This window comes from Vibrio vulnificus NBRC 15645 = ATCC 27562 (genome assembly GCF_002224265.1).
Classification (GTDB): Bacteria; Pseudomonadota; Gammaproteobacteria; order Enterobacterales; family Vibrionaceae; genus Vibrio; species Vibrio vulnificus.
Window position 1 is genome coordinate 1121889 of record NZ_CP012881.1, and the last position, 24834, is coordinate 1146722.

Here is a 24834-nt window from a genome sequence, read left to right on the forward strand (position 1 = left end):
AATCATCTAATTTGAATCTGTTGGCAAACAACAACACAAACGAGGACGTCATGCCGACAATCAAGCCCAACCGATCTTTTCTGAAACGTGCGATTATCGCTTCCACTGCCCTGCTCTCTTTTTCACTTTTTGCTGCAGAAGAAGTGTATCGCTTAAAACTGGCTGAAACTTGGGGACCGAATACGCCGATCCTTGGTGACGCATCGAAAAATATGGCGAAGCTCGCTGAAGAAATGTCAAACGGTCGCCTACAGATTCGCATCGATTCGGCCAACAAACACAAAGCACCATTGGGGGTGTTTGATATGGTCAAGTCTGGTCAATATGATCTTGGCCACTCCAGCTCTTATTACTGGAAGGGGAAAGTGCCCAACACGCTCTATTTCTCTTCGATGCCCTTTGGCATGATCACCACTGAGCAGTACGCGTGGTTCTATTACGGTGGTGGCATGGAACTGATGCAAAAAGTTTATGCTCCGCACAATTTGCTCTCATTTCCTGGCGGAAACTCAGATATCCAAATGGGTGGCTGGTTTAAGAAAGAGATCAATTCCGTTGAAGATCTGAAAGGGCTAAAAATGCGTATCCCCGGTTTTGCGGGTGAAGTGCTGGCACGCGTTGGTGCTAAACCGACCAATATTGCGCCGGGAGAACTCTATACATCACTCGAACGTGGCACCATTGACGCATTGGAGTGGGTGGGTCCGGCGTTTGACTTGCGTATGGGTTTTCACAAAATCGCCCCCTACTACTATACCGCGTGGCATGAGCCGGGCTCAGAAACGCAGTTTTTAGTGAATAAGAAGACCTGGGAGACATTACCCAAAGATCTGCAAGTGATCTTAGAAACCGCCTTCCGCGTGGCGGCGTTTGATATGTACAACCAAGCGATCGATGCCAATGCCAATAGCTGGGCTACCATGCAAAGCGAATACCCAGACATCAAGGTGCGTGATTTTCCGCCAGCGGTGCTACAAGCCATGCGACAAGCAACCAATGAGTTGCTAGAGGAAGAGGCAGCCAAAGATCCACTCGCTAAAGAGATCATCACTTCACAAGAAAACTACCTGAAGAAAGTGCGAGCTTGGACGGCGATTTCTGCCAAAGCGTATTTAGATACCAACCAATAGAACGAACAAGGGCTGCTTTTGCAGCCCTTTACTTTCTGAGTTACTCAACCGTAACACTTTTCGCCAAGTTTCTAGGCTGATCCACATCCGTTCCCTTGATGAGCGCAACGTAGTATGAAAGCAACTGAAGTGGCAGGGTATAAACTATCGGAGCAATAAAAGGATCACAATGCGGCACATTAAGCACTTTCATTGTTTCATCACTTTCAAACGAAGCATTAACGTCCGCGAATACGTACATCAATCCGCCTCTTGCTCTCACTTCCTCAACATTTGACTTGAGCTTTTCTAGCAGTTCATTATTCGGAGCCACGACAATGACAGGCATCTCAGCATCAATCAAAGCTAGAGGACCATGCTTTAATTCCCCAGCTGCATAGGCTTCTGCGTGAATGTAGGAAATCTCTTTTAGCTTTAACGCCCCTTCCATCGCAATCGCAGATTGCTCACCACGGCCTAAAAATAGAGAGTGGTGTTTGTCGGCAAAATCTTCTGCAAGCTCTTCGATAGATTCTGCCATTGAAAGCGTTTGCTCGATTTTCGCAGGCAAAGACTGAAGAGACGATACCAAACTCGCTTGTTGCTCTTGGCTCATGCCATTGTGACGACCAATTGCTCCTGCCAGCATCAATAGCCCTGCCAACTGCACGGTGAACGCTTTTGTTGATGCAACACCGATCTCCGCACCCGCTTTCATCATATACGCCATATCCGACTCGCGAACCAATGATGAACCAGGTACGTTACAAATGGTTAAGCTCGCCATATAACCCATTTCTTTAGCCAGACGCAGTGCTGCCAAGGTATCTGCAGTTTCACCAGACTGAGAAATTGTCACTAACAACGAGTTTTCAAACACGTGTGATTTGCGGTAACGAAACTCCGAAGCGATCTCAACATTGCAAGACACGCCAGCCCACTCTTCAAGCCAGTATCGAGCCACTAAACCAGCATGATAGCTGGTACCACAAGCTATGATTTGTACATGTTTAACTTGGCTTAACAGGGTTTCTGCATTCTCTCCAAATGCCGAAGAAACGACCTGACCATTTGCTAAACGCCCTTCAAGGGTACGCTGAATCGCCACTGGCTGCTCATAAATCTCTTTCAACATATAGTGGCGGTATTCGCCTTTATCACCGGCATCGTGTGAAACTTCCGACTCTTTGATTTCACGCTCAACTTGGTTGCCCTGAGCATCGAAGATAGAGACCGCAAAACGAGTCACTTCCGCCACATCGCCCTCTTCTAAAAAAGCGAAGCGACGGGTAACGGGTAACAGCGCAAGTTGATCTGAGGCGATAAAATGCTCTTTCATACCATAGCCAATCACAAGCGGGCTACCAGAACGCGCAACAACCAAGCGAGAAGGATCTTTACGATCCAATACCACAGTACCGTAAGCACCTTCCAACTGTTTAACGGTTTTTTGTACGGCTTCAAGTAATGACGCTGCGGTACGCAATTCCCACTCAACCAAGTGAGCAATCACTTCAGTATCCGTTTGAGATTCAAACACATAGCCACGAGATTGCAACAACTCACGTAGCGTTTCATGGTTTTCAATAATGCCGTTGTGTACCACGCTGATGTCACCCGACTGATGTGGGTGCGCGTTGATCTCAGAAGGCTCTCCATGAGTCGCCCAACGCGTGTGCGCGATCCCTGTCCCGCCAACAACCTCGGCTTGCTCCACAGCATCCGCCAATTCTTGTACTTTACCCAAGCGGCGAATTCGAGTTAGGTTGGATTGGCTATCAACCACTGCAACACCCGCAGAGTCATAACCGCGGTATTCTAAACGACGTAGACCTTCAACCAAGATCTCTGCGACATCACGCTGTGCAACAGCACCAACGATTCCACACATGTTTTATCTCCATTTTTATTTTTTGCTTCCTCGTACTTCGCAAGCAAAAGTCGTCACGAGGAAAAAGATTAGGCACAGATGACGCGCACGCCATTGGCTTCCATTTCGGCTTTGTATTCTGGCAGCAAGTCATTGTTGGTGATCAGAATATCGATCATTTCCCACGCCAGTTCGAGATTCGGGATTTTGCGCCCCACCTTGTCGGACTCAACCATGACGATCACTTCTCGTGAGACTTCCGCCATCACTTTACTCAGGCCGACAAGTTCATTAAATGTGGTGGTCCCACGGGCCAGGTCAACACCATCTGCGCCGATGAATAGCTGGTCAAAGTCGTACGATCGCAACACCGATTCGGCCACTTTGCCTTGGAAGGATTCAGAATGGTTGTCCCAAGTACCGCCAGTCATTAAAAGCGTAGGTTCACTTTCCAGCTCGTTCAACGCGTTGGCTACATGCAATGAGTTGGTCATCACCACCAAACCACGCTTGCTGTTGAGTTGCTGAATAAGCGCCCCGGTTGTGCTACCGCTGTCGATCACGATGCGGTTGTGGTCTCGAATCAGCTCCGCGGCTTTCTCTGCGAGTTTTAGCTTTCGATCCGAAACGTTTTGACTCATTTCTTCATGAATCACTTCTTTGGGGATCGCAATCGCGCCACCGTAGCGGCGCAACAATTGGCCATTCTTTTCTAATGACGCCAAATCCTTTCGAATCGTGACTTCTGAGGTATCAAATTTATGAGCGAGCTCGTCAACACTGACCTCTCCTTTCTCATTAACCAATTTAGAAATACTGTGTCTTCTCAGCTGAGTGTTTCGTTTCGACATTTAATTTTTAACTTTAAGTTTCGAATTGAAAGAAATTATAGTTGAAGTGAAACTTTTTAGTCCATTTATTTCGATCCAAAAAATTAATAAATAGCGCTGAAACCTTGTCCTAAGACAATTCTTAGACAGTGATATTGACTGAATTCAGTGGTAGAATTCGCCTCCGAAAAGAAAATTTATTACAGAATTGACCGTTATTTTTTTGCAACTTTCTTCATATAAAGTGGAGAAAGTCACAAAAATAGAGAATTTTGAATTATTGAGTTGGTCATAAAATGACTAAACTTGATGAAAGACTTTCAACCCTGATGTCATTAAGTTTTTTGTAGATAGGCCCGCTGAGAAGCTAAAAAAGTGGGACATGTAAAGGCATTAGGCTACACACACCGACTTTCAAATTGTAACTATATTGACCGGAGAGTATCTTCCATGAAAAAGACCAAAATCGTATGTACGATTGGCCCAAAAACTGAGTCTGTAGAGAAACTGACTGAACTAGTCAACTCAGGTATGAACGTAATGCGCCTGAACTTTTCTCACGGTGACTACGTAGAGCACGGCACTCGTATCGCGAACTTCCGCAAAGTAATGGAAAACACAGGTAAGCAACTTGCTATCCTACTAGACACTAAAGGTCCTGAAATCCGCACTATCAAACTAGAAAACGGCGACGACGTTGATCTAGTAGCTGGTCAAGAGTTCACTTTCACGACTGATACTTCTGTTGTTGGTAACAAAGACATCGTAGCAGTAACTTACCCAGGTTTTGCTGCGGATCTATCTGCTGGTAACACTATCCTAGTTGACGATGGTCTAATCGAGATGGAAGTTATCGCAACGACTGCGACTGAAGTTAAGTGTAAAGTACTGAACAACGGTGCTCTAGGCGAAAACAAAGGTGTTAACCTACCAGGCGTTTCTGTAAACCTACCTGCACTATCTGAAAAAGACAAAAACGACCTTAAATTTGGTTGTGAGCAAGGCGTTGACTTCGTTGCAGCATCTTTCATCCGTAAAGCATCTGACGTGAAAGAAATCCGTGAAGTTCTAGCAGCAAACGGCGGCGCGAACATTCAGATCATTTCTAAGATTGAAAACCAAGAAGGTGTTGATAACTTCGATGAAATCCTAGAGCTTTCTGACGGTATCATGGTTGCTCGTGGTGACCTAGGTGTAGAAATCCCTGCAGAAGAAGTCATCTTCGCACAGAAGATGATGATCGAAAAATGTAACCGCGCACGTAAAGTGGTTATCACTGCAACTCAAATGCTAGATTCTATGATCAAGAACCCACGTCCAACTCGTGCAGAAGCGGGTGACGTTGCGAACGCAATCATGGATGGTACTGATGCAGTCATGCTTTCTGGCGAAACAGCGAAAGGTAAATACCCTGTTGAAGCGGTAACTATCATGGCACAAATCGCTAACCGTACTGATTCTGTACTAAAAGCAGAGCTAGGCTCTCGTCTAGACAGCCCACGCCTACGTATCACTGAAGCGGTATGTAAAGGTGCAGTAGACACAGCTGAGAAACTAGCAGCACCACTGATCATCGTTGCAACTGAAGGTGGTAAGTCTGCACGTTCTGTACGTAAGTACTTCCCAACTGCAAACATTCTTGCGCTAACGACCAACAAGAAGACAGCAGCTCAACTTGTACTGACTAAAGGTGTTACACCTGTTGTTGTTGATTCAATCGACAACACGGATGCGTTCTACGTAACCGGTAAAGAGCTTGCTCTTGAATCTGGCCTAGGTAGCAAAGGCGACATCGTTGTGATGGTATCTGGTGCTCTTGTTGCATCTGGTACAACGAATACTGCGTCAGTACACGTACTATAAGAATTCGTTACAATTTGTAAAAAATAAAAAGAGGGCCTCGGTCCTCTTTTTTTATGAAACGGCTTGCGATAACAATCAGTACGCTATATTATCAACCAGAATTGCGTACCGTTAAAATAATCACATTCTTACTATACAGAATATATTGTTATCAATGAGGTTTTCTTGTGTCTAGCCCGACCCTAACTGACAAAGTATCAAAAATGATCTGCCAGGATATTCTTCATGGCGAGCTGAAACCAGGACAAAAATTAGTCGTTGCGGATCTAAAAGACAAGTACAACGTTGGGGCATCACCAATCCGCGAAGCACTCGTACAGCTCTCTTGGAGCAAATACGTCAAACTTGAACCACAAAAAGGCTGTTGGGTTGCCCCAGTCTGCGAAAACGAACTGCGCGATCTTTATGAAAGCCTACGCGTCGTGGCTCCTGTTTTGCTGAAAAAAGCAATCGCTTGCGGAAATGAAAACTGGGAACTTGAAGTACTAACGGCTTATCACAAACTTTCCCGCGCCCAGAATTTAGACACCACACCAGATTGGACAGAATGGGAAGAGCGCCACAACCATTTCCACACCACGTTACTTGCAGGCGCTGAAGCAAGAAACATGTTTGATTTCTTTAGAGATCTCGCCAATCAAATTAAACGTTACCGCTATTTTGCTCTCTCCCAACACCAAGGTAATAAGCACTCTCTGTTTGATATTGAAGAGCATGAGATGATCATGAAACTTGCTTTGGCAAAAAATTCCGAAGAAGCGGCGCGCCTTTTAGACAGCCATCTTGATAGTTCGATGAAAATGATTGAAACCGCTATCCAAGCCGCTTAATTTCATTTTGCAGAAACAAAAAATCGGGGATATTCCCCGATTTTTTTTGCGTGATGCCCAAACAACTTGAAGTTGCTTTTTCAAGTTGATGCGTTTGCATCTACCAGCCAAAGAACTCTTTGTGATGCGTGTTGAGCAAAAGGATCAACAATAAGAAGTAAATTGCGCTCAATTTAAATCCAAGTACCACTAGGGTTCCAATGGTCAATCTAACTAAAAAATGATTTAACATACTCTGCCTCTGGCGCCCGAACTGAATATTTCCTTATAAACACGCAACGCGCGACGTTTCCGTTCAAGACAAGGGCAAACTGCACTGGACCGTTCTTACTGTTTATCGCCACCAAACATGACAGCAATCACAGCAAACTCACTTAGGGGTGACAGTTTACTTAATAACCATTTTAGTTCAATTTTGCTCACATATTAGACTTTAGTCTAACTGTATATATCTCGTTACAATTCCATAGTAGCGGATTAAGCGAGATCTTCATCGTTGTAGCAGAGGGAGACTTTATTGCGACCTGAGCTTTTAGAGTCGTACAAGGCAATATCAGCACATTTGTAACTGAGGGTGCTGTTGGAGGTAAGTTCGGTGTAGCCCACGCTAATCGTGACATCGACTTGTTTGGAAATCGACACCGCGACACGCAGACGATTTAGCACTACTTCCGCGGCCGAAACGGTGGTATGTGGCATGATGATGGCAAACTCTTCACCACCAACACGCGCTAAGACATCGGTGTTTCTCAAGCCATTTTGAAGAATCTTAGCCACTTCGCGTATCACGCGATCACCTTCATCATGACCTTGCTCATCATTCACTCGCTTGAAATAATCGATATCAACTAAGGCTAAGCACGCCATAGGTGTCGCAGGATAGCGTTCGATCAAACTAGTATGTTGAGAAAGCTGCTGTTCAAACTTACGTCGGTTCCAGATTTGTGTCAGTTCATCACGCTCACTTAAATTTCTCAAACGCTCTTCAAGTTCTTTGCGCGCACTGATATCCACCAGCGAAGTAATGTAGTAGCTCACTTGATTGAGAGAGTTTTTCACCGCCTGAATACGCATAATCACCGTGATGATATGGTTGAGTTTGGTTTGGCAACGGATCTCCCCTTCCCATACCTCGTTCTTTTGCAACTCGCCCCATGCTTTGATCACGGTTTCTAATTCGTCATTCAAAAAGATCAGTTGTTGAGCGCTTTTCCCTTCAATCTTATCTCCCTGATGACCAAACATCACTTCGAATTCATGATTCACGAGAATGATGCGGTGAGAGGTGTCTGAAATCATCACAGCAGTCATGCCGTTCAAAGCCGCTCTGGCCAATTTACTTTCTAAATTGCGCTGGCGATAGTGCAGTACAATCGTCAGAGAAGGCAGCGCGACAACGAGGATCAAACACAACACAAATAGAGCTTCACGCGTAAGATCATTCACGGCAATTTTCGAGCGTTCCATTAACTGCTGCTGATCCATATCGATCAGCAAGTAGAGATCCCTGTCTTGGCCAAAGCTAACACCGTTATGAACCACTAAATCCTGCTCATCGTAGCTGTAACCCGCTTTCTGGTGTCTAAACTGCAGCCAAGCTTGCGGATATTGATCGCTAAAACGAAAGGCCGCACGCTCTGGCAGTAGGTCACCAAACTGCTTTTCTTCTTCCTCACTGATGACGAAGTAACCACGTTCATTGACGATCTCAATGTCAAAATCCTTGACGGGTGAGTAATTCAACCGATCAGCGATGTAATCCACATTCAGATTTAGCGCCAAATACCCTTTGCGCTCACCACGTATCGTCACTGGAGTAAAAATAGAAATAACGGGTACATAAGGTTTAATTAATTGCTCATCTCGCGTGTCTAACGTGATTCCCCATGCCCCAATCTCGCTATTTTCGAGTGTCTTGGCATAGATAAAATAGGCTTCGTTTGCGTCGTTTTGCATCTTCGCCGCAGGGAAAAAGTAATTACTGCTGACGTCGTAATTGAGACGCAACTGCTCCATCCCTTCCGTGTCCAACAAGCGGATTTCGGTATACCACTTTTGGTTGACCACCACAGATTCCCACAAAGACATTAGCGCCCTTTCCGATTGAGGGTTGGGATCAACGACGAAATCCGTCAAGGTTTGGTTATAGGTCAGTAGTTGTAATACCGAGGCGACTTGATCATACAAGTTGTTGTATTCACGCTCGGTGTAGGAGAGCTGATTGAGCGCCTCTTTCGCGGTATTTTCAATATTCGCCTTGAGCAGATCTTGGTATTTATCCTGATAGTAGATAGCAATGAGTGCAGCGAAAAACGCGCTGGTAAGAACGAGAATGCCAAGCAGCTTTCTGATTTTCACTCGCTAAACCTACCTATGATATGGGGAAAAAGACCGCGCGAGTATAGCACAGTTCATTATCTCTTTAACCAACGCATCGGCCTACAGAGTGGTGGTGAAGTCACATAATTAAATGGCCACACTAGGTGGCCATATCTCTGTAAATTCAACAAACTAGGCTTTAAGAGCACGCTCTCCGCGAGCAATGCCGACCACACCGCTGCGCGCAACTTCAATCACTTCCGTGACTTCAGAAATGGCCTGAATGAAAGCATCCAACTTTTCGCTGGTACCTGCAAGTTGCACCGTGTACTGCGAGGCCGTAACGTCGACAATCTGACCTCGGAAAATATCCGCAGTACGCTTCACTTCTGCACGAGCAAAACCACTGGCTTTCACTTTCACCATCATCAGTTCACGTTCGATATGATCGAACTCCGTCACCTCTTGTACTTTCAGCACATCAATCAGTTTATGTAACTGCTTTTGAATTTGCTCTAACTGCATCTCGTCGGTCATCGTGGTAATGTTCAAACGAGACAAGGTTTCATCGTCCGTGGGTGAAACGGTCAAAGATTCAATGTTATAGCCACGCTGAGAGAACAGCCCTACCACACGAGACAAGGCACCCGGTTGGTTTTCCATTAACAACGAAATAATGTGTCTCATATTAAGTTCTCTCCGTTTTGCTTAGCCACATTTTGTCCATACCTTCGCCTTTGATTTGCATCGGGTAGACGTGCTCAGTTTCATCCACATTGATATCGACAAACACCAAGCGATCTTTCATGTCGAGGGCGCGTTTAAGCTCTGACTCGAGTTGATCGGGGGTTTCAATACGAATACCTACATGGCCATAAGCTTCTGCAATGGCTGCAAAATCGGGAACCGAACTCATGTATGAGTTAGAGTGGCGACCTTGATAGATAATGTCTTGCCACTGCTTCACCATTCCAAGGAAACGGTTGTTCAAGTTAATAATTTTGACCGGAATGTCATATTGCATCGCAGTCGACAGCTCTTGAATGTTCATTTGGATACTGCCATCTCCCGTCACCACCACCACTTCTTCTTCTGGCATGGCGAATTTCACCCCCATACCAGCGGGCAGACCAAAGCCCATGGTGCCTAAACCACCAGAATTGATCCAACGGCGCGGTTTGTTGAACGGGTAGTAAAGCGCGGCAAACATTTGATGCTGGCCTACATCTGACGCAACGTAAGCATCCCCATTGGTCAGCTTATGCAGTGTCTCGATCACTTGCTGTGGCTTGATACGCTCCGAAGAGGTATCGTAGGCGAGGCAATCGCGTGCTTTCCAGCCTTCAATTTCATCCCACCAGCTCGCTAAGGCTTGCGTATCGTTTTCAGCACCTTGCTCTTCAAGAAGTGTCACCATGGTCTCAAGCACTTGCTCCGCTGACCCCACGATGGGTAGGTCAACTTTGACGTTTTTCGAGATCGAAGAAGGGTCGATGTCGATGTGCATGATCTTCGCATTAGGACAGTATTTTTCTAAGTTGTTGGTGGTACGGTCATCAAAACGTACCCCGACACCAAAAATAAGATCGGCGTTATGCATCGCCATATTGGCTTCATATTTACCATGCATGCCGAGCATGCCTAGAGCGTTTTTGTGTGTTCCCGGGAAAGCTCCAAGCCCCATTAGTGTGCTGACAACGGGCACATTTAGTGTTTCAGCCAGCTTGAGGATCGACTCATGCGCACCTGAGATAATCGCCCCACCACCGATATAAAGAACGGGCTTTTTAGCTTCAAGTAATGCCTTTAGCGCTTTCTTGATTTGGCCTTTATGGCCCGAAGTGGTTGGTTTGTATGACCGCATGCTGATTGACTTAGGATATTCATAAGGCAGTTTGATCTGCGGGTTCATCACGTCTTTTGGCAAGTCGATCACCACAGGACCAGGGCGACCTGTCGTGGCAATGTAAAATGCTTTCTTGATGGTCTCAGGAATGTCTTCCGCACGCTTAACGAGGAAACTATGTTTAACCACAGGGCGAGAAACACCAACGATATCGCACTCTTGGAAAGCATCATTACCAATTAAGCTATTTGGTACGTTTCCTGAAATAACGATCATCGGGATGGAATCCATGTAAGCCGTGGCAATTCCGGTGATGGTGTTCGTTGCGCCAGGTCCTGAACAGACTAGGACAACGCCGGGTTTGCCGGTGGCACGAGCATAACCATCAGCCATGTGGGTCGCGGCTTGTTCATGACGAACTAATACATGTTTGATTTGTTCAGTTTTGGCGTGAAGAGCATCATAAATATCCAGTACTGAACCACCGGGATAACCAAAAATTTGCTCTACGTTTTCTTCGATCAGAGATTGAACAACCATCTCTGCGCCTGACAACATTGCTGTCATAGTGCTTCTCCTTAGCCAGTTTCCATTAAATAAGGTCAATCTAATGGGCTGGTTTTACATAGTTTAGGGCTTATTTGTAGCCTAATTCGAAAAAACTTCATTTTTGCTATGTCCTGCCTTTGTCATAACAAAGAGCAAGGTAACGCAACAAATGTAACTTTTTATTATCAGCAGGTCTAATGAGAGATAGATCGAAATTTAAACAAGATGCTATTTATTAGCACTTAATAAGGAATAGATCGCGGCCAAAGGCCGTTAAACAGGATGATCACCATATTTCTTCGTTAAAAAAGAACAAAAATTCACACCTCACTCAGTTCTGACGGCGAGAATTCTGTTCTAGACAAGACAAGGCAACGCCTGCTTTATGGGCGTCAAAGACGAAAAAACCTCACTGGCGTTTCACACTCAGTGAGGTTCATCAAGGATCAATGTGACGTCAATGTTCGACAGAAAAGCTTATTTCTCTTTCTTTTCTGAATACATTTCTTCGATTTCGTCTTGATACTTGTCGTTGATCACCTTACGGCGCAATTTCTGCGTTGGCGTCAACTCACCTTCATCCATAGAAAACGCTTTTGGTAGCAACTTGAACTTCTTCACTTGTTCAAATTTCGCCAGCTCTTTCTGCAGATCGTTAACGCGCTTCTCCAGCATTTCCACAACTTGGTGATGCTTAATCAATTCAACGCGATCGTGATACTTAATATTGAGCTCTTTGGCGTACTCTTCCAAAGAGTCAAAACAAGGCACAATCAACGCTGAAACGAATTTGCGTGTATCGGCAATCACCGCGATTTGCTCAATGAAATGATCTTTACCAATCGCACCTTCAATCATCTGAGGAGCAATGTATTTGCCTCCAGAAGTTTTCATCAGCTCTTTGATACGGTCGGTAATGAACAGGTTGCCGTGCTCATCAATATGACCCGCGTCGCCCGTTTTGAGAAAACCGTGTTCATCAAACGTTTTCTCCGTTTCTTCTGGGAGCTTGTAGTAACCACGCATCACCATCGGACCACGAACCAAAATTTCGTTGTTTTCGCCAATTTTTACTTGTGCGCTCGGCATCGCCATGCCGATTGAGTCGGGGTTAAAGCACTTGTCATCCCAGCATGAAATCGTTGCTGTGGTTTCGGTCATGCCGTAGCCCAGCTTTACGTTGATACCAATCGCATGGAAGAAACGGCCAATGGTTTCATCCAATTTTGCACCACCACATGGCATAAAGTTGATATTGCCGCCTAGCAGGGCACGCAGTTTTGACAACACCAGCTTATCCGCCAACGCATGGGCTTTTTTCAACATCAATGAAGGCTGGCGACCTTCTTGGTGGCACACGGACATCTTCGCGCCCATGTTCACCGCCCAGGTGAACATGATTTTGCGCATCAGCGGTGCGCGAGACACTTTCTCATGGATGGCAGAGAAGATTTTCTCGTAAAAACGCGGTACGGCACACATCACCGTTGGCTTGATATCACTCAGAGCGTCACGAACTTGCATGGTATCTTGCAAATAACAGTTTGTACCGCCTTTATACAGAACGTAAAAGGTCCACGCGCGCTCAAAAACGTGTGACAACGGCAAGAAACAAAGCGAAACGTCGTTTTCTGTCAGGCTTAAGCGTCGATCATGCCCCTCTAATTGAGCGGCAATGTTGGCGTAATCTAACATCACCCCTTTCGGCTGCCCCGTGGTGCCAGAGGTATAGATTAATGTCAGCAAATCCTCAAAGTTTGCTTGTTCTAAACGTCGTTCGAGCTCAGCGCGAGCCTCTTGTTGACCTTGTTGAATGAAGGCTTTCCAATGGATCGCAAAGTGATGTTCGCCTAAATCAATATCGTCTGACATGGCGACAATCAAGTTCAGTTGCTCACACTCATCGAAGATTTTCACTGCGGCATCAAATTGTGGCTGTTCACCCACGAACAAGACTTTAACGTCGGCATTTTGCACAATATAAGCCGCTTGAGCTGCCGTATTGGTTGGGTAAATCGGAACCGTGACTGCACGTAATTGTAGAGCAGCAAAATCGGCCACCGTCCACTGCGGCATGTTGTTAGAAAAGATAGCGATCTTATCTTGGACTTCAATGCCCTGCGCAAGCAACGCTAGGGATAATTCATCAATTTGCTGACCAAATTGCTTCCAGCTAATACCTTGCCAAACTGCACCAACTTTATGCTTGAGCGCAACTCGCTCCGCACCTTGTGCAATCTGCTTACGAATTCGTTTTACGATGTGAAAATCTAAATTGGCCATGTCTCTTACCTTTGGCTTACACATGTAAGCTCTATTTGCGGGCACAGTGTAGCGGTGGGAACAAAAAACGCAACTGATGAGGGTCAAACTTATGCTCAATTAGAGAGAATCATCAATAACAAGATAAAAAAATGCCCTCACGGCCAAGGCTCAATGAGGGCATTCAATTTGTAACAGGCCGTGTCGGTTATACCGCTGCAACCACTTCGCCACATGTCACCATCAGCAGATCACGCAGCCAAATGTGGCCTTTGTCTTTTTCTGATGACTCGTGCCAGCTTAAGAAACCGCTGATTTCACGATTTTCAAATGGGAAGTCAATAATCTGTAGCTGCGCGTTGTTTGCCGCATTTTCCACAATCCAGCGAGGCGCGATCGTCACAAGCTCAGATTGACCAACCACATACAGAACGTTGCTCAAGCTTGTGCCTTCGAAATACGCGGCCACGTCCAGATCGCGATACGCTTGCTCAGAGAAGCTGCGTTGGCCGTGAATGCGAGACAGTTTCGCGTGACGCTCTTGCATCAACTGCGCTTCTGTCACTTTACCTTGAATACGAGGATGCTGCTTAGACGTCACAACCACGAGTTCATCTTTGAAGATCTCTGTACTTGAGAAACCTTGCTCGTCAAAACGTGCGTAATCAATCACAAAGTCGATTTCTTGATAGCGCATACGCTCAGAGAGCATGCGATCAAACTCTGCATCCAAATGCAATTGTACATTAGGCGCTTTGTTATGAATGTCTGCCATAATGCGTGGTGCAAAACGCATATCACATGGGCTGCAAATCGCCAGTTTGAACAGACGAGTTGAAGACTCAGGCTGGAATACAGAACTTGGTAATTCATTGCGGATCAATTGCAGCGCTTGGCGGACTGGGCCAAATAATTGGCGAGCACGCTGGGTCGGTTGAATACCACGCCCTTGACGCATGAAAAGCTCATCATTAAACATCACTTTTAAGCGAGCAACCGCGTTGCTCACTGCAGGCTGTGACATGCCTAAATTATGTGCTGCGCGAGTAATATTTTGCTCTTGCATAACGGCATCAAATACCGTCAGTAGGTTGAGATCCACTCCGCGTAAAGTACTTTCCATTCGATAGCTGGCAATCGCGCTCATCGCATCTTTTTTATCTAACATCTAGTGCGCCTCTCGTGTAACGGTCAACAAATTTGAATTTGATAGTCAGGAATAGATAACCTGTATTTCTTATATTTATCGCCCCCATCACTCTCAGGGCGCAGCTCACTATCATTGAATTCATTGATGTTTAGCAACTAGATTGATAATTAATCACAATATTTTAGCCAATTATCATTTTTGTTGATTAAAAACATACATTTAAGCAAAACCTAAAAAACTATAAAAAACAGAAATACCCTCATAAGTAGCAATTATTGAGCTAAGTGATGTCTCATCTCTTAACCCACCTAAAGCATTTACTCCAACTATTGTTTCACCACCAAACCCAACAATCTCGTCAATATTAGCGTTATGAAATTGACACGTAACTGGGAAAGTCGACTTGTTGCCATAGTTGCTCACACAGCGTTTGATGACATGACCACTCACCTTTGAGTATCCATTCGACAATCGCCGGCGCCACTTGAGGATAAATGACTTTTTCCGCCAACGCGTCTTGCAACCAACGCCGCACAACCTGACTGTCCAAGGTGTCCATCACCGTCGCTAAGCCAAGAGTTTCTAAGGTCGCCACGTTGCTTTGTTGCTCAAATTGCCCTTCAAGTGGTTTCACTAATAATTTTTTACCTAAGGTCAACGCTTCTGAAGGAAGCTCAAAACCACCATTCGCGATCACCCCTTTACAACGATGTAAATCTAATTGAAATGAATGATGATCGAGCGCACGGAGTGAAATATTGCCTTCCATTTCTTCCGCGAGCACATCTGGGTGATAACAGATGAATGACTGCGATTTAAAACGCCACAACAACTCGCAAATGGATTCCAACTGTTCAAAGGGTAAATAAACCAGAATCGCATCGCTTTGCTCGGTTTGGTAACAAAGCGTGTGAACAATCGGCGGTAAGATCGGTTGATCAAAATGGTACCAATGCAAACCTAAATGAATGTTAGCAGGAGCAAAATGACGCAGTACTTGCTTATCGAGCCATGATGCCCCCCGCAATGGCACAGAATAACGAAACGCATTTTGATGACTAAGCCCAATGCAGGGCTTGTTTTGTCGTTTAGCAGCCCACGCCGAAACGGGCTCAAAGTCACTGATCACCAAATCATACTGACTAAGATCTTGCTGCTGCACTTCTTGCTTCAGAGTCAATAAACTGTTTTCGAGCGCAGTTTGCCAATAATCCACACGGCCATTTTTCGTCGCAAAGGTGAGCCCTCGACACGTTTTGTACTGGCCAAAGGCTTCCATGGAGAAATAGCGCTTCGGGTCTCGACCAGAAAAAAGAAAATCCACTTGGCAATGCTGCGCCGCAAAAGCGTTTGCCATTGCCCGAGCACGGGCGATATGACCATTCCCCGTGCCTTGTACGCCATACAGAATTTTCATAGGCTCACTCCATCACAAGAATCAAGGCCAAAGTGGCACAGGCATGACCGAGCAGAGCACCAATCACAATGTCACTAAAAAAATGCACGCCCAGTAAAATGCGTGACAACCCAATAAGGGCCGCCCAGCTAAATGCAAACCATGTCAACTCTGGGAAGAAGTAACTAGTGATGGTGGCCATGACAAACCCTGCGGCGGTGTGACCCGAAGGCAAGCTGTAGCGATCAGAAGGGGTGATAAAAGCGGGCAAATAGGCACTGTATTCTTCTGGCCGACGGCGCTTGAAACTGTTTTTGAGTCCCCAATAAATGGGCAACTCGATGATAAAGGCCAGTAAACCACAGAGCAAAAACCACGTACCTAGTGAAGGAATAGCCAACCATGCGGCCAGTCCAATTAAAGCGTAAAGATGCCCATCGCCACTGTGGGAAATTGCTTTGCTTATGGTTGCTACTTGGTAATTGAATCTATGTTTTAAGCAAAAGCTAGAAAGCGCAAAGTCAAAGTCTGCAATACGTTGTATCGGCAGACGCAGCGTGTTGATCGATTTCATTGTTGCCATCCTGAATGTCGTTCTCCTGCTACTAAGCTAGGAAATCAGAGTGACAATCCCATGAAAGGAATTTGGCGATTTAGTGACAACGCCCTGAATCCTTGATAAGGCTTGGGTGATCAAGAAGATAGCGAAAGGAACAAAGGATGCAGAGAAGAACGAAGAGAGCACGAACAGAGTGCTCTCTTTGACATCAATAAAGAGAAGAGATCGCCATCGCGAAAATTAACTGGGATCGATCGACTGTATATACCAAATGTTTTTGTCTTTTCGACATGCCATCAAATTGCCTGAGCGAGCCTGATTGGCACCATTGAGCTGATACTGTAAATCACGACATTGATAACTGCCTGTCCACAATATTTTTTGACTTGCTGATCGGGTTTTCGGCGTTAACGCTGCATTGGGCTTCACCGATAAAATGTCACGCGGTTCGATACGGCTTTGTACATAACCTTGATGTACGTAGCCTTCTATCATTCCCTGCCTCTCGACTAACAACCAAGGTGCACCGGGGACTTTTGCCAGCGCGATGAAGACATCTCCCGTGTGTAGCTGCCCTACTTTATTCGATTTCGCAGATGGACCTGAGCGTAAGTTAACAACCGTGGTGGCACTGAATGGCAAATCCAGTAGAGACAGTTCCCCTTTTAATGTTACTCCGGGGTAAACGTCAGTCCCGACAAGAAACGTTTTGGTTTTAGGATCAGAAGAAGCAATACGCCATTGTGACGCCTTCAACCCTTCTTTCTCCTCCCCACCAGCCATTTCAGAACTCTGACTTTCCAACAAAGTCGCCATTGCGGTTAGGAAGGTTTTCTGTTCCTGAGAGCTCAACGTCAACTCAAGCTGCTGTTGTAATACTTCTGCATTTTTAGATAATTGTGCCGAAGAAACACTGCTTACTTTTCTTTCGGTACTGGTCGATTGACAGCCAAGTAACGTCAAGCAGCTCAATGTTAACACTGCATACCAAGCCGATTTATTAGACATTATCTTCTCCCTTCTCTTCATCACTTTAACTCTTGTTCCATCGAGCGCTAAGCGCCAGCCAACCCGGAATTAATCGGTACACCTTATTTTCTTAGTGCCCAATAGTGCTAGGCGAACACCGTTTCGGGCAAGCATTAGAAAAGTATGAAAGCAAACGCTTTAGCAGTGATGTCACATTACGTAGCGACAACTCATTAACACTCTCTCACTTAATCTTTGCTATCCAATACTCGGCAAGAGCAGAAATGCCACAGACAATGACGTCACTAGAGGAGTCTGACGTTGTTTTTTCCAACAAGTCGTATTTTTATCGCTCAACTGATCGGATATGAATAAAAAATCAACTTTAGGGTTGACGCGCCACACTGAGTGCGGTACTAATCTGTTAACTTAATTTTGTGGAACGCTTAACAAGATGACAGCACATTTTTCTTTCCTACTGAACCTCCTCCTCATCGTGACAAGATCGCGCGGGTAGGCTGTGGAAGAAAAATAAACCACACAGAATAACAAACAGCCCGCACATCGATGCGGGCTTTTTTATATCCAAACACAACATTGACCAGAAGAAATCGATTAACTGTCGAGAAAAGGAAGCGAACATGAACGATCAGGTAATTATATTCGACACCACGTTACGTGATGGCGAACAAGCGTTATCAGCGAGCCTAACGGTAAAAGAGAAGTTGCAGATTGCTTATGCGCTTGAACGACTTGGCGTTGATGTGATCGAAGCAGGTTTCCCGGTTTCTTCTCCTGGTGATTTTGAGTCCGTACAAACCATCGCTCGTAACATTAAAAATAGCCGCGTATGTGCCCTTGCTCGCGCCGTAGAAAAGGACATTGATGCCGCTGCTGAAGCCTTGAAAGTGGCAGAGGCATTCCGTATCCACACTTTTATTTCCACCTCGACTATTCACGTACAAGACAAATTACGTCGTAGCTACGATGATGTGGTTGAAATGGGTGTTAGAGCGGTGAAGCATGCCCGCAAATACACGGACGATGTGGAATTTTCTTGCGAAGATGCCGGACGTACGCCTATCGACAATCTTTGCCGCATGGTAGAAGCCGCGATAAATGCGGGCGCACGTACCATTAATATCCCAGATACCGTGGGCTACACTGTACCAAGCGAATTTGGCGGTATTATTCAAACCCTATTTAACCGCGTACCGAACATCGACAAAGCGATCATTTCGGTTCACTGTCACGATGATTTAGGCATGTCTGTTGCCAACTCCATCGCCGCTGTTCAAGCAGGTGCACGTCAGGTTGAAGGGACGATCAATGGCATTGGTGAACGAGCAGGTAACTGCTCTTTAGAAGAGATCGCCATGATCATCAAAACTCGTCAAGAGCTGCTAGGGGTTCGAACAGGCATCAACCACGAAGAAATCCATCGCACCAGTAAGTTGGTCAGCCAACTTTGCAACATGCCAATCCAAGCCAATAAAGCCATTGTCGGTGCCAACGCCTTTAGCCACTCTTCCGGAATCCACCAAGATGGCATGCTAAAGAATAAGAACACTTACGAAATCATGACGCCAGAATCGATTGGCCTGAAGAACCAAGCGCTGAACCTAACCAGTCGCAGTGGCCGTGCTGCGGTGAAGAGCCACATGGATGCTATGGGCTATAAGGAAGATGAGTACAACTTAGATGCGTTATACCAAGATTTCCTAAAACTAGCGGATCGCAAAGGACAAGTCTTCGACTATGACCTAGAAGCACTGATGCACTTCTCTAACCTGCGCGAAGAAGATGATTATTACAAGCTGAACTACCTAAGCGTGCAATCAGGCAGCGTAATGGCGACCACCAGCATTAAGTTGTTGTGTGGCGATGAAGAGAAATGCGAAGCGGCCGTTGGTAATGGCCCTGTTGATGCGTTATACCAATGTATCTACCGTCTGACGGGCTACGACATCGTATTGGACAAGTTCGATCTCACCGCCAAAGGGGAAGGTGAAGACGGCTTAGGCCAAGCAGACATTATTGCCAATTACAAAGGCCGTAAGTACCACGGTACGGGTATCTCAACGGATATCGTTGAAGCATCAGGTCAAGCTTTACTGCACGTGATCAACAGTATTCATCGTGCCAACGAAATTGCCGAAATGAAACAGAAAAAAGTCGCAACCGTATAGCCGCATTCCGAGTGCTTAATTGTGCTCGGAATGCCCATAATTCGCTGCAACACAGCACAATAAAATTCAATAATTAAAGGATTAACATGACAGACAAAACTTACAAAATCGCCGTTTTACCTGGCGATGGTATTGGCCCAGAAGTAATGGCTCAAGCACACAAAGTGCTGGATGCGATTGAGAAAAAACACGCGATTCACTTCGAACGTGAAGAGCACGACGTTGGCGGTATTGCGATTGATAATCATGGCTGTCCACTCCCCCAAAGCACGGTGACCGCATGTGAAGAGTCAGACGCGGTGCTGTTTGGTTCAGTAGGCGGCCCTAAGTGGGAACATTTGCCACCTAACGACCAACCAGAGCGTGGCGCGCTCCTACCGCTACGTAAGCACTTCCAGCTGTTTTGCAACCTTCGCCCTGCTCAAATTCACAGTGGCTTAGAAGCATTTTCACCATTGCGTGCCGACATCTCGGGCCGTGGTTTTGATATTGTCGTCGTGCGTGAGCTAACGGGTGGTATCTATTTCGGTCAACCCAAAGGCCGTGAAGGTGAAGGCGCCAACGAAAAAGCGTACGACACAGAAATTTATCACCGCTTTGAAATTGAACGCATTGCGAAGATTGCCTTCGAGTCGGCTCGCCTACGCCGCAAGAAAGTGTGCTCTATCGACAAAGCCAATGTACTGCAAAGTTCTATCTTATGGCGTGAAGTCGTCGAAGAGATCGCTAAAGACTACCCAGATGTTGAGCTATCGCATATGTATATCGACAACGCAACGATGCAGTTGATCAAAGATCCTGCGCAGTTTGACGTCATGCTTTGTTCCAACATCTTTGGCGACATTATTTCGGACGAGTGTGCAATGATCACGGGTTCCATGGGCATGTTGCCATCAGCCAGCCTAAACGAAAGCAAATTCGGCCTGTATGAACCTGCAGGTGGCAGTGCGCCTGATATCGCAGGGAAAAACATCGCTAACCCAGTCGCGCAAATCCTTTCAGCCGCTCTCATGCTACGTTATAGCCTTGGTGAAGAGGCCGCAGCACAAGACATTGAAAACGCGGTTTCTCAAGCGCTAGCCGCCGGTGAACTGACTGCCGATCTTGCCGGTGACAAACCAGCACTATCGACCGCTGAAATGGGCGATAAGATCGCACAATACATTCTAAATTCATAAAAACACGGAAGTTCGAGCAATGGGCAAAACACTATACGAAAAAGTTTATGAAGCACACATCGCGGTTGCCGCAAAAGGTGAGACGCCGATCCTGTATATCGACCGTCATTTAGTGCATGAAGTGACTTCTCCACAAGCGTTTGATGGCTTACGTGAAAAGGGGCGCCAAGTGCGTCAAGTGAGCAAAACGTTCGCGACCATGGATCATAACGTATCCACCACCACCAAGGACATTAATGCGTCTGGTGAAATGGCCCGTATTCAGATGGAAACCCTGATCAAAAACTGTCAGGAATTCGGTGTCACCTTGTACGACATCAACCATAAATATCAAGGCATTGTGCATGTTATGGGGCCAGAATTGGGCATCACTTTACCAGGCATGACCATTGTCTGTGGTGATTCTCACACCGCAACACACGGTGCGTTTGGTTCGCTGGCATTTGGTATTGGTACTTCTGAAGTCGAGCACGTGCTGGCAACACAAACCCTTAAGCAAGCGCGCGCCAAAACCATGAAAATCGAAGTTCAAGGCAAAGTCGCTGACGGTATCACCGCCAAGGACATCGTCCTTGCCATCATTGGCAAAACCACCGCCGCGGGTGGAACGGGCTATGTGGTGGAGTTTTGTGGTGAAGCAATTACAGACCTTTCCATGGAAGGCCGCATGACCGTGTGCAATATGGCAATTGAGTTAGGTGCCAAAGCAGGCTTGATTGCACCAGACCAGACCACCTTCGACTACATCAAAGGTCGTAAATTCGCGCCAACTGGCGCAGATTGGGAGGCGGCGGTTGAATACTGGAAAACACTCAAAACCGATGAAGACGCTAAATTTGATGCCGTGGTGACGCTAAACGCTGCCGATATCAAACCTCAAGTGACGTGGGGCACGAACCCTGGCCAGGTGATTGCCGTGGATGAGCCCATTCCAGCACCAGAAAGCTTCAGCGATCCCGTTGAAAAAGCGTCCGCTGAAAAAGCACTGGCGTACATGGGACTGGAAGCCGGTAAATCGCTGTCTGAATACAAAGTCGACAAAGTCTTTGTCGGCTCTTGCACAAACTCACGTATCGAAGATATGCGCGCCGCCGCTGTCGTTGCCAAAGGGCGCAAAGTGGCGTCACACGTTCAAGCGCTGATTGTTCCTGGATCTGAGCAAGTCAAAGCGCAAGCCGAAGCCGAAGGTTTGGATGTCATTTTCAAAGAAGCGGGTTTTGAATGGCGCCTACCTGGTTGCTCTATGTGCCTGGCAATGAACAATGATCGTCTAGGGCCACATGAGCGCTGTGCGTCAACTTCAAACCGTAACTTTGAAGGCCGCCAAGGTCGTGATGGTCGTACACATCTAGTGAGCCCAGCCATGGCTGCCGCGGCGGCAATTGCTGGTCATTTTGTTGATATTCGAGATTGGAAATAAGGGGAACACACATGCAAGGTTTTAAACAACACACCGGTTTGGTGGTTCCTCTTGATGCGGCGAACGTGGATACCGATGCGATCATTCCCAAGCAGTTTCTACAAAAAGTCTCTCGCTTAGGTTTTGGCAAACACCTCTTCCATGATTGGCGTTTTCTTGATGATGCGGGCGAACAACCCAATCCAGAATTTGTCATGAACCACGCGCGTTACCAAGGTGCCTCTATCCTGCTGGCACGAGAGAACTTCGGTTGTGGCTCTTCACGTGAGCACGCCCCTTGGGCACTGGCTGACTATGGTATTCGTGCGATGATTGCACCGAGTTTTGCCGATATTTTCTACGGCAACTCGATCAATAACCAAATGGTGCCTGTTCGTTTAACTGAACAAGAAGTCGATGAACTGTTCCAATATGTGCAAGCGACGGAAGGGGCACAAATCGAAGTAGATCTTGAAGCGTTGAAAGTGCGCGCAAATGGCAAAGAATACTCATTTGAGATCGATGACTTTCGTCGTCACTGCTTGTTGAATGGTTTAGACCACATTGGTTTGACCCTACAACATGAGGACAAGATCGCCGCTTTTGAAGCAGATATTCCTGCGTTTCTGCGCTAATTTCTGCATTGAGTTAGATAACGATGGGAATAGCATGCTATTCCCATTTTGTTTGCTGGCGATGAAATTGATCGTCGTTTGTCACGGTCCTATATCAAACTAAAACACCATGCTTTGTAGAGGATATTTCCCGATGCGACGATATTTACTGCTGATTTTCACCTTGTTTTCTGTTGCGAGTTACGCGGCACCAAAGTCGGATCTTTGGCCATATTGGCAACCATCCGACGAACAAAGCACCATCAAAGTATCCCATCAAGCTTGGCAAACACTGCTCGATCGCTATTTGATTCGCCAAGGAGAAAATACACTTTTTCGCTATGCACAAGTGTCGACACAAGACCATCAGACCCTTAAGCAATACCTTACTACGCTGGCTAAGCAAAATCCGCTGATACTCAACCGCGCAGAGCAATATGCCTATTGGGTGAATCTCTACAATGCAATCACGGTTGATCTTATCCTCGACAATTATCCGCTCACGTCTATTACCAAGTTAGGTGGCTTGTTTAGCTTTGGACCGTGGAATGAAGAAGTCATCACCATCAATAGCAAGCCATTAACGCTCAACGACATCGAACATCGTATTTTGCGCCCGATCTGGAATGATCCACGCACCCATTATGCGGTCAACTGCGCCAGCCTAGGTTGTCCTAATCTGCAACCGCAAGCCTTTACAGCCGATAACACACCGGCTTTGCTCGACGCGGCAGCGAAAGAGTTTATCAATAGTGCCAAAGGCGTATCACGACAAGGTAATAAAGCGCAGCTCTCTTCCATATACGATTGGTTTGCGGATGATTTTGGTGGAAAAGCGGGATTATTTTCCCACATTGGCCGCTATGCGCCACAGTATCAAGATTTTTCTGGTCAAATCGAGTACGACTATGACTGGAATCTCAACCAAGCCCAATAAACGCAGAAAGGCCGAAATACGGCCTTTCTCTCTTTACATGAATGAGAAAAAACAGGCGATCTCATCGTCCTGTTTTTTTGTTGGTTACTTGAAGCCTTTTTCTTTTTTAATAAGATCGTAAGCACTTTGAATTTCTTGCGATTTTTCTTTCGCCATATTCATCATTTCTGGCGGTAGACCTTTTGCCATCAATTTATCAGGGTGGTGCTCATTCATTAACTTACGATATGCGCGCTTCACCTCTTTGCCATCGGCATTGGCGTCAATGCCCAAGATCTTATAGGCATCCGCGAGACGGTCAGTTTGCGACGCTTGCTGCCAGCCACCGTGAGAAGATGAGTGATGAGATTGATACTGTTGTCCCCCAAATCCGCCCTGACGTTGGAAACGAAATGCCGCTTCTTGCATCTGCAAACGACGCTCGAGCTGTTCAGACGAAAATCCTAAACCTCGCGCAATCTTGTGCAATACATTTCGTTCACTTGGATGCACATCGCCATCGGCAAAAGCCGCAGAGATCTGTAATTCCAAAAAGAACTGCAATAAATCAAAACGGCCACTAGTGGCAATTTTGACTCTCTCTAAGACTTGTTCCAGAGGGAAATCACGTTCTTTACCTTCACGAAACGCATCTTGCGCTGCTCTGCGCTGTTCGCCATGCAAGCTCATTCGATCCATCATTGCACTGGCAAGTTGGATCTCTTCCTTGGTGACTTGGCCTTTTGCTTTAGCCACATGTCCCATAACAGCAAAAGCGGACTTAAAAAACTCCTCTTGTCGCTGAGCTTGACTTGGCCCTTGGCCAAAACCTGCGGTTTTAAAGCCCGCTTGACTCAAGCGTCGTGCTTTGTCGAATTGGTGACCAATAAATAAACCGAACAGTGCCCCAAACACCCCGCCGAACAAAAAACCAAAAAAGGCACCAAGAATTTTGCCAAAAATCTGCATTTGTGAGTTCTCTATCT

Annotated in this window: 19 protein-coding genes; 8 read left to right on the forward strand and 11 right to left on the reverse strand. The window is 46.2% G+C overall.

Going from position 1 to position 24834, the window contains the following annotated elements; all coding sequences use genetic code 11:
- The first annotated feature begins 50 nt into the window (after window positions 1–50).
- A complete protein-coding gene (locus AOT11_RS05055) occupies window positions 51–1130 on the forward strand; it encodes a TRAP transporter substrate-binding protein (RefSeq protein WP_017421261.1) in 1080 nt (359 codons plus the stop codon).
- A gap of 40 nt (window positions 1131–1170) precedes the next feature.
- On the opposite strand, the gene glmS is transcribed toward AOT11_RS05055, so the two are convergent.
- The gene (gene glmS, locus AOT11_RS05060; RefSeq protein WP_017421260.1) at window positions 1171–3000 is read right to left on the reverse strand and encodes a glutamine--fructose-6-phosphate transaminase (isomerizing); all 1830 of its coding nucleotides are present in this window, start codon (window positions 2998–3000) and stop codon (window positions 1171–1173) included.
- A gap of 68 nt (window positions 3001–3068) precedes the next feature.
- On the reverse strand, window positions 3069–3830 hold the full coding sequence (locus AOT11_RS05065; RefSeq protein WP_017421259.1) for a DeoR/GlpR family DNA-binding transcription regulator: 762 nt from the start codon (window positions 3828–3830) through the stop codon (window positions 3069–3071).
- Between the two features lie 429 nt (window positions 3831–4259).
- On the opposite strand from AOT11_RS05065, the gene pykF reads away from it, so the two are divergent.
- The gene (gene pykF, locus AOT11_RS05070) at window positions 4260–5672 is read left to right on the forward strand and encodes a pyruvate kinase PykF (protein ID WP_026050472.1); all 1413 of its coding nucleotides are present in this window, start codon (window positions 4260–4262) and stop codon (window positions 5670–5672) included.
- 167 nt (window positions 5673–5839) lie between these two features.
- Window positions 5840–6502, forward strand: coding sequence for a GntR family transcriptional regulator (locus AOT11_RS05075; protein WP_017421257.1), 663 nt, complete (start codon window positions 5840–5842; stop codon window positions 6500–6502).
- Window positions 6503–6979: 477 nt separating this feature from the next.
- Here the strand turns inward: AOT11_RS05075 and AOT11_RS05085 are convergent, their stop codons facing one another.
- The 8 genes from AOT11_RS05085 to AOT11_RS05120 all read right to left on the reverse strand — a co-directional run bounded on the left by AOT11_RS05085 (window position 6980) and on the right by AOT11_RS05120 (window position 17591).
- Window positions 6980–8860 (reverse strand): sensor domain-containing diguanylate cyclase, encoded by a 1881-nt coding sequence (locus tag AOT11_RS05085; protein ID WP_017421255.1) that lies wholly within the window; start codon window positions 8858–8860, stop codon window positions 6980–6982.
- 153 nt (window positions 8861–9013) lie between these two features.
- Window positions 9014–9508, reverse strand: a complete 495-nt coding sequence (gene ilvN / locus AOT11_RS05090; protein WP_011078726.1) for an acetolactate synthase small subunit — start codon at window positions 9506–9508, stop codon at window positions 9014–9016.
- A gap of 1 nt (window position 9509) precedes the next feature.
- The gene (locus AOT11_RS05095) at window positions 9510–11234 is read right to left on the reverse strand and encodes an acetolactate synthase 3 large subunit (RefSeq protein WP_017421254.1); all 1725 of its coding nucleotides are present in this window, start codon (window positions 11232–11234) and stop codon (window positions 9510–9512) included.
- 459 nt (window positions 11235–11693) lie between these two features.
- Window positions 11694–13499 carry an AMP-dependent synthetase/ligase gene (locus tag AOT11_RS05100; RefSeq protein ID WP_026050471.1) on the reverse strand — a complete coding sequence of 602 codons (1806 nt, stop codon included), beginning with the start codon at window positions 13497–13499 and terminating at the stop codon, window positions 11694–11696.
- A 187-nt stretch (window positions 13500–13686) separates the two neighbouring features.
- Entirely contained in the window at window positions 13687–14646 is a 960-nt protein-coding gene (gene leuO, locus AOT11_RS05105) for a transcriptional regulator LeuO (RefSeq protein WP_017421252.1), read from the reverse strand.
- A 352-nt stretch (window positions 14647–14998) separates the two neighbouring features.
- Window positions 14999–16045 (reverse strand): MJ1255/VC2487 family glycosyltransferase, encoded by a 1047-nt coding sequence (locus AOT11_RS05110; RefSeq protein ID WP_017421251.1) that lies wholly within the window; start codon window positions 16043–16045, stop codon window positions 14999–15001.
- A 4-nt stretch (window positions 16046–16049) separates the two neighbouring features.
- Complete coding sequence (locus AOT11_RS05115; RefSeq protein WP_026050470.1) at window positions 16050–16598, reverse strand: phosphatase PAP2 family protein; 549 nt, start codon at window positions 16596–16598, stop codon at window positions 16050–16052.
- A gap of 225 nt (window positions 16599–16823) precedes the next feature.
- Entirely contained in the window at window positions 16824–17591 is a 768-nt protein-coding gene (locus tag AOT11_RS05120; protein WP_017421249.1) for an SH3 domain-containing protein, read from the reverse strand.
- Window positions 17592–18193: 602 nt separating this feature from the next.
- On the opposite strand from AOT11_RS05120, the gene leuA reads away from it, so the two are divergent.
- The 5 genes from leuA (at window position 18194) to AOT11_RS05145 (ending at window position 23869) form a co-directional block, all read left to right on the forward strand.
- Window positions 18194–19741 carry a 2-isopropylmalate synthase gene (gene leuA / locus AOT11_RS05125; RefSeq protein ID WP_017421248.1) on the forward strand — a complete coding sequence of 516 codons (1548 nt, stop codon included), beginning with the start codon at window positions 18194–18196 and terminating at the stop codon, window positions 19739–19741.
- An 86-nt stretch (window positions 19742–19827) separates the two neighbouring features.
- A complete protein-coding gene (gene leuB, locus AOT11_RS05130; RefSeq protein WP_011149404.1) occupies window positions 19828–20919 on the forward strand; it encodes a 3-isopropylmalate dehydrogenase in 1092 nt (363 codons plus the stop codon).
- Window positions 20920–20938: 19 nt separating this feature from the next.
- Window positions 20939–22339, forward strand: a complete 1401-nt coding sequence (gene leuC, locus AOT11_RS05135) for a 3-isopropylmalate dehydratase large subunit (protein ID WP_017421247.1) — start codon at window positions 20939–20941, stop codon at window positions 22337–22339.
- 11 nt (window positions 22340–22350) lie between these two features.
- Entirely contained in the window at window positions 22351–22953 is a 603-nt protein-coding gene (leuD, locus tag AOT11_RS05140; protein ID WP_011149402.1) for a 3-isopropylmalate dehydratase small subunit, read from the forward strand.
- A gap of 133 nt (window positions 22954–23086) precedes the next feature.
- Entirely contained in the window at window positions 23087–23869 is a 783-nt protein-coding gene (locus AOT11_RS05145; protein WP_013572465.1) for a DUF547 domain-containing protein, read from the forward strand.
- Window positions 23870–23953: 84 nt separating this feature from the next.
- Here AOT11_RS05145 and djlA read toward each other — a convergent pair whose 3' ends face one another.
- Window positions 23954–24817 carry a co-chaperone DjlA gene (gene djlA, locus AOT11_RS05150; protein WP_013572466.1) on the reverse strand — a complete coding sequence of 288 codons (864 nt, stop codon included), beginning with the start codon at window positions 24815–24817 and terminating at the stop codon, window positions 23954–23956.
- Between the last annotated feature and the right edge of the window lie 17 nt (window positions 24818–24834).